Here is a 14,523-nt window from a genome sequence, read left to right on the forward strand (position 1 = left end):
TGGGAATTTAGCCGTGGCACAGGACGTGCTGACCGACCTCACGAAGGTCCGCAACATCGGCATCATGGCGCACATCGATGCCGGTAAGACGACGACGACCGAGCGCATCCTCTACTACACCGGTATCAGCTACAAGATCGGTGAGGTACACGACGGCGCCGCCACGATGGACTGGATGGAGCAGGAACAGGAGCGGGGGATCACCATCACCTCCGCCGCCACGACCTGCTTCTGGAACGACAACCAGATCAACATCATCGACACCCCGGGTCACGTCGACTTCACCGTCGAGGTGGAGCGTTCGCTGCGCGTGCTCGACGGCGCCGTGGCCGTCTTCGACGGCAAGGAAGGCGTCGAGCCCCAGTCCGAGCAGGTCTGGCGCCAAGCCGACAAGTACGACGTCCCGCGCATCTGTTTCGTCAACAAGATGGACAAGATCGGCGCCGACTTCTACTTCTCGGTGCGCACCATGGAGGAGCGCCTCGGCGCCAACGTCATCCCGATCCAGCTGCCGATCGGCGCCGAGGGCGATTTCGCCGGCGTCGTCGACCTGGTCGAGATGAAGGCCAAGGTGTGGAGCGCCGAGGCCAAGCTGGGCGAGAAGTACGACGTCGTCGATATTCCGGCTGATCTGCAGGACAAGGCCGACGAGTACCGCACCAAGCTGCTCGAAGCGGTCGCCGAGACCGACGAGTCGCTGCTGGAGAAGTACTTCGGCGGCGAGCAGCTGTCCACCGAGGAGATCAAGGGTGCGCTGCGCAAGCTCACCATCAACTCCGAGGCGTACCTGGTGCTGTGCGGCAGCGCGTTCAAGAACAAGGGTGTGCAGCCCATGCTCGACGCGGTGATCGACTACCTGCCCTCGCCGCTGGACGTACCGCCCGCGGTCGGCCATGCGCCGAACAAGGAAGACGTCGAGGTCGTGCGTAACCCGTCGACCGACGAGCCGTTCTCGGCGCTGGCGTTCAAGGTCGCCACCCACCCGTTCTTCGGCAAGCTCACCTACGTCCGGGTGTACTCGGGCAAGGTCGACTCCGGCTCGCAGGTGGTCAACGCCACCAAGGGCAAGAAGGAGCGGCTGGGCAAGCTGTTCCAGATGCACTCCAACAAAGAGAACCCGGTGGAGACCGCTGCGGCGGGCCACATCTACGCGGTGATCGGCCTGAAGGACACCACGACCGGCGACACGCTGTCCGACGCGAACGATCAGGTCGTGCTCGAGTCGATGACGTTCCCGGATCCGGTGATCGAGGTCGCGATCGAGCCGAAGACCAAGAGCGACCAGGAGAAGCTGAGCCTGTCGATCCAGAAGCTGGCTGAGGAGGATCCGACCTTCAAGGTGCACCTGGACCAGGACACCGGCCAGACCGTCATCGGCGGTATGGGCGAGCTGCACCTGGACATCCTGGTCGACCGGATGCGCCGCGAGTTCAAGGTCGAGGCCAACGTCGGCAAGCCGCAGGTCGCCTACCGCGAGACCATCAAGCGCAAGGTCGACAAGGTCGAGTTCACCCACAAGAAGCAGACGGGTGGCTCCGGCCAGTTCGCGAAGGTGCTGATCTCCCTCGAGCCGTTCACCGGCGAGGACGGTGCGACCTACGAGTTCGAGAACAAGGTCACCGGTGGTCGCATCCCGCGCGAGTACATCCCGTCGGTGGATGCCGGTGCGCAGGACGCCATGCAGTACGGCGTGCTTGCCGGCTATCCGCTGGTGAACATCAAGGTCACCCTTCTCGACGGCGCCTTCCACGAGGTCGACTCCTCGGAAATGGCGTTCAAGGTGGCCGGCTCGCAGGCGCTGAAGAAGGCCGCGCAGCAAGCACAGCCCGTCATCCTCGAGCCGATCATGGCTGTCGAGGTCACCACACCCGAGGACTACATGGGTGAGGTGATCGGCGACCTGAACTCCCGCCGTGGTCAGATCCAGGCCATGGAGGAGCGCAGCGGTGCCCGCGTCGTCAAGGCGCATGTGCCGCTGTCGGAGATGTTCGGCTACGTCGGAGACCTCCGGTCGAAGACCCAGGGCCGGGCGAACTACTCCATGGTGTTCGACTCGTACGCAGAAGTTCCGGCGAACGTGTCGAAGGAGATCATCGCGAAGGCGACGGGTCAGTGAGCATCGAGGGCCGCCAGGCCCGAGGCGCGGAGCTGATCCGGAGTCGAGCAATCGACGCCGCGAAGGCGACGGGTCAGTGAGCATCGAGGGCCGCCAGGCCCGAGGCGCGGAGCTGATCCGGAGTCGAGCAATCGACGCCGCGAAGGCGACGGGTCAGTAAACCGGACCCCGTCGTCCGGCGGGACCACACAACTGAAAAAATCAACACTGCTTTAGAAGAAGCACCAACACAGTCCAGGAGGACACCACAGTGGCGAAGGCGAAGTTCGAGCGGACGAAGCCGCACGTCAACATCGGGACCATCGGTCACGTTGACCACGGCAAGACCACGCTGACTGCAGCAATCACCAAGGTTCTGCACGACAAGTTCCCCGAGTTGAACGAGTCGCGCGCATTCGACCAGATCGACAATGCGCCCGAAGAGCGTCAGCGCGGCATCACGATCAACATCTCCCACGTGGAGTACCAGACCGACAAGCGTCACTACGCGCACGTCGACGCCCCCGGTCACGCTGACTACATCAAGAACATGATCACCGGTGCCGCCCAGATGGACGGTGCGATCCTGGTGGTCGCCGCCACTGACGGTCCGATGCCCCAGACCCGCGAGCACGTGCTGCTGGCGCGTCAGGTCGGCGTGCCCTACATCCTGGTCGCGCTGAACAAGGCCGACGCCGTCGACGACGAGGAGCTCATCGAACTCGTCGAACTGGAGGTCCGCGAACTGCTGGCCGCCCAGGACTTCGACGAGGAGGCCCCGGTCGTGCGCGTCTCGGCGCTCAAGGCCCTCGAAGGCGACCCGGAGTGGGTCAAGTCGGTCGAGGAGCTCATGGAGGCCGTCGACGCGTCGATCCCGGACCCGGTCCGCGACACCGAGAAGCCCTTCCTGATGCCCGTCGAGGACGTCTTCACGATCACCGGCCGCGGCACCGTGGTCACCGGTCGTGTCGAGCGCGGCGTGGTCAACGTGAACGAGGAAGTCGAGATCGTCGGCATCAAGACCACCAGCACCAAGACCACGGTCACCGGTGTGGAGATGTTCCGCAAGCTGCTCGACCAGGGTCAGGCCGGCGACAACGTCGGGCTGCTGCTGCGTGGCATCAAGCGCGAGGACGTGGAGCGCGGCCAGGTCGTCATCAAGCCGGGCACCACCACCCCGCACACCGAGTTCGAGGGCCAGGTCTACATCCTGTCCAAGGACGAGGGCGGCCGTCACACGCCGTTCTTCAACAACTACCGTCCGCAGTTCTACTTCCGGACCACGGACGTGACCGGCGTGGTGACGCTGCCGGAGGGCACCGAGATGGTGATGCCCGGTGACAACACCGACATCTCCGTCAAGCTGATCCAGCCCGTTGCCATGGACGAGGGTCTGCGCTTCGCGATCCGCGAGGGCGGCCGTACCGTCGGCGCCGGCCGGGTCACCAAGATCATCAAGTAGGCAGTCCAGAATCGGATGCCTACGGTGATCATCTAAGTGATCTAACTTCGCAGCGAACAGTGGCGCTCACCCGCAAGGGTGGGCGCCACTTTCGTTTGCGGGCGAGCACGCTGTAACGGCCGGAACCGGTAACCCGATGTACCGGGCAACGGCCGCAGAGGGGTCGGCCGCAAATTGATTGAGGGTGTCTTGGTTCGCCGTTTCGCATCGTTGGTCAGCGCCGCCGTCATCGGTGGCGCTGCCTTCGCTTCCCTGACCATGGCCACCGCGCAGGCGCAGCCCGCCTGCCCCGACGTCCACCTGATCGGCGCCGCCGGTTCCGGTGAGCGTGACGGGGCGCTGCTGGCCGCCGACGCCGGGATGGGCCGGGTGGTCCACAAGTCCTTCAACGACCTGCAGACGCTGCTGGCGCGTGACGGTCGCACGATCACCGCCGAGGCCGTCGAGTACCCGGCCACCGCGGTGCCGCTGGACGGCGGCATCCTCGACTGGGCCGGCTTCATGGGCAGCGTCGACACCGGCGCCGCCGCGCTGGGCCAGCAGTACGCCGCGTTCGTCGCGCAGTGCCCGACCACCAGGGTGGTGCTCGCCGGTTACTCGCAGGGCGCGATGGTGGTGCACCGCAACCTGCATGCGCTCGACGCCAGCCCGAACCTGGCCGCCGCGTTGCTGATCGCGGATGGTGACCGGCTGCCGCAGGACCCCACACTGAACATGGGCACGGTCACCGCTGTACCCGGTGCCGGTAAGGGCGTCGCTCAGGACTGGCCGATCCTGGCCCATGCACCGGCTCCGCTGCCCGTCTCGATCGGCAGCCGCACGATCAGCATCTGCGACGTCGGCGACGCCGTCTGCGACTACGACCCCGACGCCGAGGACGTCTCCTCCGCATCGGTCGACGTGCACACCAGTTATGCGCGCTCGTCGACCGGGACTCCGTGGACCTGGCCGCTGTACCAGCTGCTCGGGCCGGCGCCTGTCGACAACCAGATCGCGAATCCGAGGGTGCTCGCGGCCGGTTGATCCGCCCTTTTGGGGCGATAATCTGGGCATGTCCACGTTCTGGCGCTATGTCCGGGTGCAGCTGCTGGTCCTGTTGTGCGGCATCGTCGGCCCGATCTTCCTGGTCATCTATTTCGTCGCGGGCGCGGACCCGGTGCTCGAATGGATGTTCTGGACGGGGCTGCTGATCACCGCCGCCGACGTGCTGATCGCCCTGGCGATCACCGGCTTCGGCTCCAGATCCGCCGCGAAGACCCAGGAGCTGGAGGCTTCTGGGGTGCTGGCACTGGCCCAGGTCACCGGCATCCACGAGACCAACACGCGGATCAACGATCGGCCCCTGGTCAAGCTCGATCTCCACATCTCCGGACCCGGTTTCACCCCCTTCGCCACCCAGGATCAGGTGATCGCGTCGGTGTCGCGGCTGCCGATGATCACCAGCCGCAAGCTGGTGGCGCTGGTGGATCCGGCCACCAGCGAGTACCAGATCGACTGGCAGCGAAGTGCTTTGGTGGCCGGCTTGATGCCCGCGACGTTCAGCGTCGCCGAAGAGGGCCGGACCTATGACCTGACCGGTCAGACCGAGCCGCTGATGGAGATCCTGCAGGTGCTCAAGGCCAACGGCATCAGCATGGACCACATGATCGACCTCCGGTCCAATCCGGCCGCGCGCCAACAGGTGCAGGCCATCGTGCGGCAGGCGGCGGCACAGCAGGCGGTGTCACCACCACCGCCGGTACCCGCCGGCGCGTCGTACGGTCCGCCCGAGGAGCCCACGCCGTCACAGCGTCTTCAGCAACTCGAGACGCTGCGGGCCACCGGGTCGATCACCGAGGCCGAGTACACCGCCAAGCGCCGGGAGATCATCTCGGAACTCTAGTAGAACGCGTTCTAGTTCTGCTGTTAGCCTGATGCTGCCTCGTGGGGCAACGAAGGGAGCTGTCGTGTCAGCTGGTGCAGCCTTGGAAGGGCGCGTCGCGTTCATCACCGGAGCGGCGCGTGGTCAGGGACGTGCACACGCCGTCCGGCTGGCCAACGAAGGCGCCGACATCATCGCGATCGACGTGTGTGGGCCGGTGTCGCCGACCGTCACCTATCCGATGCCCACCTCCGAGGATCTGGCCGAGACGGTGCGCCTGGTCGAAGCGACCGGCCGCAAAGTGCTCGCCCGTGAGGTCGACATCCGGGACCTGGCCGCCCTGCAGCAGGTCGTCGCCGACGGTCTCGAACAGTTCGGCCGACTCGACATCGTCGTCGCGAACGCAGGCATCCTCAGTTGGGGCCGGATGTTCGAGATGTCCGAGGAGCAGTGGGACAGCGTCATCGACGTCAACCTCAACGGAACCTGGCGCACCATCCGGGCAGCGGTTCCGGCGATGATCGAGGCGGGCAACGGCGGGTCCATCATCATCGTCAGTTCGTCGGCGGGCACCAAGGCCACACCGGGCAACGGTCACTACTCGGCCTCCAAGCACGGTCTGGTGGCGATCACCAACGCGTTGGCGATCGAGGTGGGGGAGTTCGGGATCCGGGTCAACTCGATCCACCCGTACTCGATCGACACGCCGATGGTCGAGCCGGACGCCATGATGGAGATCTTCGGGAAGTACCCGGCCTTCCTGCACAGCTTCTCGCCGATGCCGTACCAGCCCGTCAACCACCAGGGCAAGAAGGGCCTGCAGGAGTTCATGACGCCCGAAGAGGTCTCGGACGTGGTGGCCTGGCTCGCGGGTGATGGGTCGGCGACGATCTCGGGTTCCCAGATCGCCGTCGACCGCGGGACCGCCAAGTACTAGGCCGTTTCGGCGAGCACCTCGCCCAGCAGATGGACAGCCCAGTCGATCTCGTCGGCGGTGATCACCAGTGGCGGCGCGAATCGCAGCGTCGAACCGTGGGTGTCCTTCACCAGTACGCCGCGGTCGGCGAGCATCGTGGAAATCTGCTTGCCGCTGCCGTGCACCGGATCGATGTCGACGCCCGCCCACAGCCCCTTGCCGCGGACCTCGACCACGCCCCGACCGATCAACTCCCGCAGTCTGGAGTGCAGGTGGGCGCCGAGTTCGGTTGACCTGGTCTGGAATTCGCCCCGGCGCAGCATTTCGACCACGGTGCTGCCGATCGCCGCCGCCAACGGGTTGCCGCCGAACGTCGAGCCGTGCTCGCCGGGATGCAGCACCTCGAGGACGTCCCGATCGGCGACCACCGCGGACAGCGGGACCACGCCCCCGCCGAGCGCCTTGCCCAATAGGTAGACGTCGGGCACCACGTCCCAGTGGTCGCAGGCGAAGGTCCGCCCGGTGCGCGCCAGCCCGGACTGGATCTCGTCGGCGATCATCAGGACGTTGCGATCGGTACACAGCGCGCGTACCCGCGGCAGGTAGTCATCCGGCGGCACGATGATGCCCGCTTCACCCTGGATGGGTTCGAGCAGCACGGCGACGGTGTTCTCGTCGACCGCATCGGCCATCGCGGCGGCGTCGCCGAACGGCACCGACCGGAAGCCGGGAGTGTAGGGACCGAAGCCTCGCCGAGCGGTGTCATCGTCGGAGAAGCTGATGATGGTCGTGGTGCGGCCGTGAAAATTGTTGCGTGCCACCACAATGTTCGCGTCCGTGACGCCTTTGACGTCCACGCCCCACTTGCGGGCGACCTTGATGCTGCTCTCCACCGCCTCGGCGCCGCTGTTCATCGGCAACACCATGTCCTTGCCGCACAGTCCGGCCAGTGCCGCGCAGAACGGCGCGAGCCGGTCGGAGTGGAAGGCGCGGCTCACCAGCGTCACGGTGTCGAGTTGGGCGTGCGCGGTCGCCGTCACCTCGGGATTGCGATGGCCGAAGTTCACCGCCGAGTACGCAGCCAGGCAGTCGAGGTAGCGGCGTCCCTCGATGTCGGTGATCCAGGCGCCTTCGGCACCGGCAGCGACTACCGGCAGCGGCGAGTAGTTGTGCGCGACGTGGCGGCGGTCCAGGTCGATCGCGGCGTCGGTGGCCTCCGTGGTCATGGTCTCCAGGATCGTCATGGGTGTACCTCCAGTGTGCAGCATTTGACCGATCCGCCGCCCTTGAGCAGCTCGGACAGATCCACCCCGACGGGCCGGAACCCCGCCTGCCGCAGCTGTTCGGCGAAACCCGTTGCCGCAGTCGGCAGTACGACGTTGAGTCCGTCGGAGACGACGTTGAGGCCCAGGACATAGGCGTCACCGCTGGCCACCTCGATGGCATCGGGGAACAGCTCGGACAGCCCCGCGCGGGAATGCTCGGTGAATGCCGGCGGGTAGTAGGCGATGGTGTTGTCGTCGAGGACGGCCAGTGCGGTGTCGAGGTGGTAAAAGCGAGGGTCGACGAGTTCCAGTCCGATGACCGGCATCCCGACGTGTTCGGCGATCTCGTCGTGCGCTCGTCGGTCGGTGCGAAAACCATGGCCGGCCAGGATGATCGGCCCGGCCACCAGGAGATCCCCTTGGCCCTCGTTGACGTGCCGGGTCTCGGCGGCCGAGTAACCGTGCTGGGCCATCCACTTCGCGTACGCGACGGCTTCACCGGAGCGTTCGGCATGGGCGAAGCGGGCGACGACGGCTTTGCCGTTGACGATCAGTCCGCCGTTGGCTGCGTAGACCATGTCCGGCAGGCCCGCGACGGGATCGACGAGCTCGACGTGGTGGCCGAGTTCGGTGTAGGTCCGGCGCAGCGCCTGCCACTGCTCCATCGCGCGTGACGTATCCACCGGTGTCGATGTGTCCATCCACGGGTTGATCGAGTACTCGACGGCGAAGAACCTGGGCGCGGTCATCACGTACCGGCGCGGCCGGGCCGACCGGATGCGGGTCGTCTCGGTGACGGCCGCCGCGACGACTCCGGCGACATCGGTTTGCGTCATGAATCAACGATATGGACGCCGTGCGGCGCAATCAATCAACGGATATTGCGTGGCCGGGCGCTGTTCATTGCGTGACACGGCTGATTGTGTATGTTTGTTGCGCAGGAGGAGTCATGGACCGTCTCGACGAGCTGGACGAGCGCATTCTGACCGAACTGGCCGAGCATGCCCGCGCGACGTTCGCCGAGATCGGACAGCGGGTGAATCTGTCGGCACCTGCGGTCAAGCGGCGGGTGGACCGGATGCTCGACAGCGGGGTGATCCGGGGCTTCACCACCGTTGTCGACCGCAACGCGCTCGGCTGGACCACCGAGGCCTATGTCCAGGTGTACTGCCACGGCACGATCGCGCCTGATGAGCTGCGTGCGGCCTGGCAGGACATCCCCGAGGTCGTGAGTGCGGCAACGGTCACCGGCACGTCTGACGCGGTGCTGCACGTGTTGGCCCGCGACATGCGCCACCTCGAGGAGGCTCTCGAGCGGATCCGTGCTTCAGCCGACATCGAGCGCAGCGAGAGCATCGTGGTGCTGTCCAATCTCATCGACCGTGCTCCGGGTTGAGAGCCGTCCCGGGACGCCGAACCTGTGGGGTGGCGCACATCGCCGCGGGCCGATCGTGTAGAACACCCAAGTGACCACATCAGGAGGCGTCGTGATCGTCGGCGGCGGGCTGGCCGCTGCCCGCACGGCCGAGCAACTGCGTCGTTCCGAGTACGCCGGAGCCATCACGATCGTCAGCGATGAGGAGCATCTGCCATACGACCGGCCGCCGCTGTCGAAAGAAGTGCTGCGCTCGGAGACCGATGACGTCACCCTCAAGCCTGCCGAATTCTATGCCGAGAAGGACATCACGGTGCTGCTCGGTAATGGGGCCAGGTCGCTGGACACGGCGGCCCAGACCTTGACCCTGGCCGACGGCAGCGAGCTGGGCTACGACGAGCTGATCATCGCGACAGGCCTGCTGCCCAAACGTATTTCGTCGTTCCCGGATCTGGAGGGCATCTTCGTCCTGCGTTCGATGGACGAGAGCCTCGCGTTGCGCAAGGCCGCGGGCGCGGCCCGCCGCGCGGTGGTGATCGGCGCAGGTTTCATCGGCTGTGAGGTGGCCGCCAGCATGCGCGGCCTCGGGGTGGACGTGGTGCTGGTCGAGCCGCAGCCGGCGCCGCTGGCGTCGGTGCTGGGCGAGCAGATCGGCGGGTTGGTCACCCGGCTGCACCGCGACGAGGGCGTCGATGTGCGGTGCGGCGTGGGTGTCACCGAGGTCTCCGGTGAGGGCCGGGTGCAGAAGGTCACCCTCGGTGACGGCACCGAACTCGATGCCGATCTCGTGGTCGTCGGAATCGGCTCCCGTCCGGCGACCGAGTGGCTCGACGGCAGCGGTATCACGGTCGACAACGGCGTGGTCTGTGACGACGCGGGTCGGGCCAGCGCCCCACACGTCTGGGCCATCGGGGACGTGGCGTCCTGGCGTGACACCGTGGGAGGCCAAGTCCGAGTTGAACATTGGAGCAATGTCGCCGACCAGGCGCGGGCGTTGGTGCCTGCGCTGCTCGGTCAGGATGCGCCTGCCACCGTGTCGGTCCCGTACTTCTGGAGCGATCAGTACGACGTCAAGATCCAATGTCTGGGCGAGCCCGAGGCCACCGACACCGTGCACATCGTCGAGGACGACGGCCGCAAGTTCCTGGCGTACTACGAACGTGACGGCGTTGTCGTCGGGGTCGTCGGGGGCGGGATGCCGGGCAAGGTGATGAAAGCCCGGTCGAAGATCGCCGCGGGTGCACCGATCGCCGACGTCCTGGGGTAGCGCCTACCCGTTGGGATTACTGAGGCCGCGTGTCGGTGGCTGGTCGTAGAATCGCACACATGTTCGATTCGATGTTCGACCACGTGGATGATGACGCGTTGGTGGGTGAGATCGAGCAGTTGGCCCGGGAGGAGGCCAAGGTCGCGGCGCGGCGGCTGGCCGCGATCGCGGAGTTGGTGCATCGCAGTGTCGGTGAGGATGACGAGCGGGCCCGGTGGGCGGTGGATCCGTGGAGCCACACCGCCGCGCGGCTGGCCGCAGCGTTGGGTGTGGGGCAGCGGCGGGCCTCGGGGCAGATGCGGATCGCGATGGCGTTGCGGGATCGCCTTCCGGCGGTGGCGGCACTGTTTGGCCAGGGGTTGATCGGTGCGCGGCTGATCTCGGAGATCACCTGGCGGACCCAGCTTGTCGACAACGACGAGTTGATCGCGTTGATCGACACCGAACTGGCCGACAAAGCAGTGCGGTGGGGAACGCTGTCCGAAGGCCAGTTGGATCGGGCGATCGACGCGGTGATCGAACGGTATGACCCCGACGGGGTACGCCGCGCCAAAGACGCTGTCCGGACCCGCGATTTCCACATCGGGGCATGTGAGGACACCAACGAGATCACCGTGGTGTGGGGCCGGTTGACGCCCACCGACGCCGCGGCGTTGCGTCGGCGGATCACCGTGATGGTGGCCGGGCTGTGTGCTGATGATCCGCGCAGCGCCGGTGAACGCTGGGCCGATGCGGTGGGCGCGCTCGGGCATGGCAACACGGTGCTGGCGTGTCGGTGCGGCGGCGCGCAGTGCCCGTCCGCGCAGCCGGCGCCGGCCTCGGCGGTCGCGATCCGGGTGATCGCCGACCAGGCCGCCGTCGACGCTGCCCGGCGACTGATCGCCGCCGAGGACGCCGCACACGCCCAGGCCAAGACGAAGGCCGCCAAGACCGAACCCGAACCCGCCGAGCCCCCACCGGACCCCGAGACGACGCCCCCGCAGGATGCTGAGCCGCCGCGGCTGTCCGATGCAGGGGTGGCGGTGTTGCCGGGGCGCGGGGTGATCCCGACGCCGGTGCTGGCCGAGGCGATCCGGGGTGGCGCGAAAGTCAACCCGTTGTGGCTGCCCGGCCCGGACCCCGAACCGCAGTACCGGCCCTCGGCGCGGTTGGCGGAGTTCATCCGGGTCCGGGACATGTTCTGCCGCTTCCCGGGCTGTGATGTGCCCGCCGACCGCTGCGACATCGACCACGTGAACCCCTGGCCACACGGTCCGACCCATCCGTCGAACCTGAACTGCAAATGCCGAACCCATCACCTGATCAAAACCTTCTGGGGCGGACCGGGCGGCTGGCGCGATACGCAGCGCCCGGACGGCACGGTGATCTGGACAGCCCCCGACGGGCGGACCTACACCACCCGCCCGGGCAGCACCCTGTTCTTCCCCGCCTGCACCCTGATCACTGCCGACCTGCCGCCCCCCACCTCAGACCCGCCGGCCGCCGCTACCCGGTCGATGATGATGCCCCGCCGACGCCGCATCCGCGCCGCCGACAACGCCACACGCATCAAAACCGAACGCGCACAAAACAACCCGGGACCTCAGAGCTCCCCGAGATAGAACCGGGTCCCCTGGTCGTCGGTGCACAGCGCCGACATCCCGTAGGGCTGACGTGACGGTTCGTCGATCACGGAACCGCCCGCCTCACGCACCCGCGCGACCGCGGCGTCGATGTCCTCGACCGTCCACATCGGTACGGTCACCGGCGCGTCATTGCCGCCCGCGACCCCGGCCATCGGGTGAGTCGGTGCGATCTGCCAGCCGTCCTGGACGTGTCCGGGTTCGAACGACCAGAACAGCAGGCGGCTGTAGAACGCCTTGAATGCGTCCGAATTCGGCACCTGGTAAGTGATGTAGGACAGCTCGCCGTGCCCGCCCCCGTTGAGCTCGGGCCGGGGTTGACCGGGAGTCGGCTCGAACACCGCGAACTCGTTTCCCTGTGGGTCGGTGGCCCCGAGCACGGTTCCGAAGTCGAATTGCTCGACCTCGTGGACGGCGCCTCCGGCGCCGACGATGCTCTCGCGCGCGCCGGCCAGGTCGGTCACCGCGTAGCAGCAGAACAGCGTGTGGCGGTCGGCCGCTGGGAAGATCCCGATGCGCTGACCGGTATTGGTGACCATGCGCGTCGCGGGGTCGTAGATCCAGCCGAGTACCCGCCCGTAGAACGCCGCCGCACGATCGGCGTCGGGCGTCCACACCGAGACATAGCCGACGTCACCGTGCTGGATCGGGACGGGCGACCCGGCCGTCGGGCCGGTGAGCATCCAACGGTGACCGAACGGATCCACGAGCGCGGCGCCCCGGCTGCCGTGGTCTTCGTATGGTTCGCGCTGTACATCCGCGCCGTGCGCCCTGGCTCGCTCGAGGGTTTCGTCCGTATCGGCCACCGGAAGCAACAGGCTCACCGAAGCATGTTGCGGAGAAGGGGCTTTCAGGCCGAGCTCGGGGTACTCGTCGGCCAGGTACAACATCCCGCCGGAGATGGCCAGCTCGGCGTGGCCGATGCGGCCGTCGTCCATTTCGATCGGGTCGCCGACGAGTACGGCGCCGAAGGCGTCGGTGTACCAGCGGATGGCGGCGCGGGCGTCGGCGACGGCGAGGTAGGGGACCGCGGCGGGCCGCGGTGAGGATGTGGCGGCGGGCCGCGGCGAGGATGTGGCGGCGGGCCGCGGCGAGGATGTGGCGGCGGGCCGCGTCAGTTCGGCGAGGGCCGTATCGGTGCCACTCATGATCACTCCTTGTGTTCGATCTGGTTGCTGTTCAAACAATTTCGCGGCTGCTTCGAGGCGCGCGCGCAGTCGGGAGGCGAAGGCCGGATCCGGTTCCGCCGGAAGGTCTGCGCCGCGAAGCGCGTCCAGGGGATCGTGGTGGTTGTTCACGACATCCCTCCTTCCGGTGACGGGTACTGCGCCCGGAACGCTCTGCGGGCCCGAACGAGCAGTGCTTCGGTGGCATGGACGGTGCGCCCGATCAGCTCGGCGCACTCCGGCACCGAGCAGTCGTCCAGATAGCGCAGTGCCAATACCGTGCGGTGGTGTTCGGGCAGGCGGGCGAGAACGTGTTCGGCGACGATGCGATCCAGTTCGGCGTCCCAGCCGTCAGCAGGATCAACCGCCTCGGGCAACTCGGCCATCGGCACCGAGAACCGGTCGTGGCGTCTGCGGTAGTGGTCGGCCAGTTTGTGGCGTGCCACCCCGATCAGCCACGGCACCGTGAGCGGTGGCGGTGTGTCCTTCCTGGCAGCGTCCATGGCCGCCAGGAAGGTCTCCGAGGTCAGGTCCTCGGCCGTTCCACGGTCACCGCAGCGCCTGGCGAAGTATCCGTATACGGCCGGCAGAGCTTCGTCGTAGAGCGCTAGCAGTGCTCGTGGAGCGTTGTCACCATTCGGTTCGCCGCTCACACCCTTATCGTCGCCGTTGGTGCCCGGACTCCGACACCCCGATTTCCAGACCGGTCAGGCCGGGGGCGAGCATGTCGAACGCATCGCCCAGTGCGTCGGGCAGTGACGCCTTCTCGTCTTCGAGCCAGTGCCCGTAGGCGGCAAGCGCCACGCCGAGCATGGTCCACGCCACCGTCTGTGGCACCAGATCCGTCGGTGCCACGCCCATCCGACCTGCCACGAAGGCGGCCACCACGGCACGCCAGCCGGCGTACATCGTCATCGAATACGCCTGTAAAGCTTCGGTTTCCAGGATCAGACGCATCCGTTGGCGGTGCCGATCGGGGTCGTCGAACTCGTTGAACGCGAGCAGGGCGGTGCGCAGCGCCTCGCGGATGGGTACGTCAGGGTCCAGGTCGGCCAGCAACGTGCGCATGTTGTGCAGGTGGGCGTCGAAATCGCCCCACGGCAGCGCGCTCTTGGAGGGGTAGTACCGAAACAGCGTGCGGCGGGCGATCCCCGCGGCGGTCGCGACGTCGTCGACGCTGACGTCATCGAACCCGCGCGCCATGAACAGGTCGATCGCGACGTCGCTGATGTGTTCCCAGCTCGTCGATCGTCGCCGGCCCACGCGCCCCTTCACTGCGTCCACCGGAATCCGCCCTTCCATTTAGGCACCCGATGCCATATTGTTGCGACCTGGATCACAAATGTCGAGACCCTATCCGGGGATCGCATCGGAGAAAGGTGAGATCAATGGAGCCGAATCAGAATGTGGAGACCGAGGAGATGGTCACCGAGAGCCTGGTCGAGGAGGTCTCGATCGACGGGATGTGCGGGGTCTACTGACCGTGGTTGCGCC

Annotated in this window: 14 protein-coding genes; 9 read left to right on the forward strand and 5 right to left on the reverse strand. The window is 66.9% G+C overall.

The annotated features are described in order from the left end of the window. The first annotated feature begins 13 nt into the window (after nt 1–13). The 5 genes from fusA to G6N53_RS10175 all read left to right on the forward strand — a co-directional run bounded on the left by fusA (nt 14) and on the right by G6N53_RS10175 (nt 6,355). Entirely contained in the window at nt 14–2,116 is a 2,103-nt protein-coding gene (fusA, locus tag G6N53_RS10155) for an elongation factor G (protein ID WP_163888356.1), read from the forward strand. 250 nt (nt 2,117–2,366) lie between these two features. Beyond that, nucleotides 2,367–3,557, forward strand: coding sequence for an elongation factor Tu (gene tuf / locus G6N53_RS10160; protein ID WP_159233649.1), 1,191 nt, complete (start codon nt 2,367–2,369; stop codon nt 3,555–3,557). 189 nt (nt 3,558–3,746) lie between these two features. Beyond that, nucleotides 3,747–4,580, forward strand: coding sequence for a cutinase family protein (locus tag G6N53_RS10165; RefSeq protein WP_371870812.1), 834 nt, complete (start codon nt 3,747–3,749; stop codon nt 4,578–4,580). A 28-nt stretch (nt 4,581–4,608) separates the two neighbouring features. After that, nucleotides 4,609–5,439 (forward strand): SHOCT domain-containing protein, encoded by an 831-nt coding sequence (locus G6N53_RS10170; protein WP_163888357.1) that lies wholly within the window; start codon nt 4,609–4,611, stop codon nt 5,437–5,439. 82 nt (nt 5,440–5,521) lie between these two features. Beyond that, nucleotides 5,522–6,355 carry a mycofactocin-coupled SDR family oxidoreductase gene (locus tag G6N53_RS10175; protein WP_371870883.1) on the forward strand — a complete coding sequence of 278 codons (834 nt, stop codon included), beginning with the start codon at nt 5,522–5,524 and terminating at the stop codon, nt 6,353–6,355. On the opposite strand, the gene rocD is transcribed toward G6N53_RS10175, so the two are convergent. Both rocD and ddaH read right to left on the reverse strand, forming a co-directional pair. Continuing rightward, the gene (gene rocD, locus G6N53_RS10180; protein ID WP_205390349.1) at nt 6,352–7,578 is read right to left on the reverse strand and encodes an ornithine--oxo-acid transaminase; all 1,227 of its coding nucleotides are present in this window, start codon (nt 7,576–7,578) and stop codon (nt 6,352–6,354) included. The two genes, G6N53_RS10175 and rocD, sit on opposite strands and share 4 nt — an antisense overlap. Next, nucleotides 7,575–8,435, reverse strand: a complete 861-nt coding sequence (gene ddaH / locus G6N53_RS10185; protein WP_163888359.1) for a dimethylargininase — start codon at nt 8,433–8,435, stop codon at nt 7,575–7,577. The genes rocD and ddaH overlap by 4 nt, the downstream gene beginning before the upstream one ends. A gap of 113 nt (nt 8,436–8,548) precedes the next feature. On the opposite strand from ddaH, the gene G6N53_RS10190 reads away from it, so the two are divergent. From G6N53_RS10190 to G6N53_RS10200, 3 genes are all read left to right on the forward strand, one after another. Beyond that, nucleotides 8,549–8,995 carry an Rv2324 family transcriptional regulator gene (locus G6N53_RS10190; RefSeq protein ID WP_163888360.1) on the forward strand — a complete coding sequence of 149 codons (447 nt, stop codon included), beginning with the start codon at nt 8,549–8,551 and terminating at the stop codon, nt 8,993–8,995. Between the two features lie 70 nt (nt 8,996–9,065). Then, nucleotides 9,066–10,241: an NAD(P)/FAD-dependent oxidoreductase gene (locus G6N53_RS10195; protein WP_163888361.1), complete on the forward strand. Its 1,176-nt coding sequence runs from the start codon at nt 9,066–9,068 to the stop codon at nt 10,239–10,241. 59 nt (nt 10,242–10,300) lie between these two features. Next, on the forward strand, nt 10,301–11,842 hold the full coding sequence (locus G6N53_RS10200) for an HNH endonuclease signature motif containing protein (RefSeq protein ID WP_163888362.1): 1,542 nt from the start codon (nt 10,301–10,303) through the stop codon (nt 11,840–11,842). Here G6N53_RS10200 and G6N53_RS10205 read toward each other — a convergent pair. Genes G6N53_RS10205 through mftR form a run of 3 tightly spaced genes read right to left on the reverse strand, consistent with a single transcriptional unit; the run spans nt 11,824 to nt 14,331 of the window. Beyond that, nucleotides 11,824–13,161 carry a VOC family protein gene (locus G6N53_RS10205; protein ID WP_163888363.1) on the reverse strand — a complete coding sequence of 446 codons (1,338 nt, stop codon included), beginning with the start codon at nt 13,159–13,161 and terminating at the stop codon, nt 11,824–11,826. The two genes, G6N53_RS10200 and G6N53_RS10205, sit on opposite strands and share 19 nt — an antisense overlap. Continuing rightward, nucleotides 13,158–13,682, reverse strand: coding sequence for an RNA polymerase sigma factor (locus G6N53_RS10210; protein ID WP_163888364.1), 525 nt, complete (start codon nt 13,680–13,682; stop codon nt 13,158–13,160). The genes G6N53_RS10205 and G6N53_RS10210 overlap by 4 nt, the downstream gene beginning before the upstream one ends. Before the next feature lie 4 nt (nt 13,683–13,686). Next, nucleotides 13,687–14,331, reverse strand: a complete 645-nt coding sequence (gene mftR / locus G6N53_RS10215) for a mycofactocin system transcriptional regulator MftR (RefSeq protein WP_163888365.1) — start codon at nt 14,329–14,331, stop codon at nt 13,687–13,689. Nucleotides 14,332–14,417: 86 nt separating this feature from the next. Here mftR and mftA point away from each other — a divergent pair, with 86 nt between their 5' ends. After that, entirely contained in the window at nt 14,418–14,510 is a 93-nt protein-coding gene (gene mftA, locus G6N53_RS10220) for a mycofactocin precursor MftA (protein ID WP_137148903.1), read from the forward strand. Nucleotides 14,511–14,523 lie beyond the last annotated feature (13 nt).

Source organism: Mycolicibacterium hippocampi (assembly GCF_010723735.1).
Lineage (GTDB): Bacteria > Actinomycetota > Actinomycetes > Mycobacteriales > Mycobacteriaceae > Mycobacterium > Mycobacterium hippocampi.

Excerpts from the sequence above, each read along its gene's own strand:
- rocD (WP_205390349.1), bottom strand. The coding sequence starts at position 7,578 with ATGACGATCCTGGAGACCATGACCACGGAGGCCACCGACGCCGCGATC.
- mftR (WP_163888365.1), bottom strand. The coding sequence starts at position 14,331 with ATGGAAGGGCGGATTCCGGTGGACGCAGTGAAGGGGCGCGTGGGCCGG.
- G6N53_RS10170 (WP_163888357.1), top strand. The coding sequence starts at position 4,609 with ATGTCCACGTTCTGGCGCTATGTCCGGGTGCAGCTGCTGGTCCTGTTG.
- ddaH (WP_163888359.1), bottom strand. The coding sequence starts at position 8,435 with ATGACGCAAACCGATGTCGCCGGAGTCGTCGCGGCGGCCGTCACCGAG.
- mftA (WP_137148903.1), top strand. The coding sequence starts at position 14,418 with ATGGAGCCGAATCAGAATGTGGAGACCGAGGAGATGGTCACCGAGAGC.
- G6N53_RS10190 (WP_163888360.1), top strand. The coding sequence starts at position 8,549 with ATGGACCGTCTCGACGAGCTGGACGAGCGCATTCTGACCGAACTGGCC.
- G6N53_RS10200 (WP_163888362.1), top strand. The coding sequence starts at position 10,301 with ATGTTCGATTCGATGTTCGACCACGTGGATGATGACGCGTTGGTGGGT.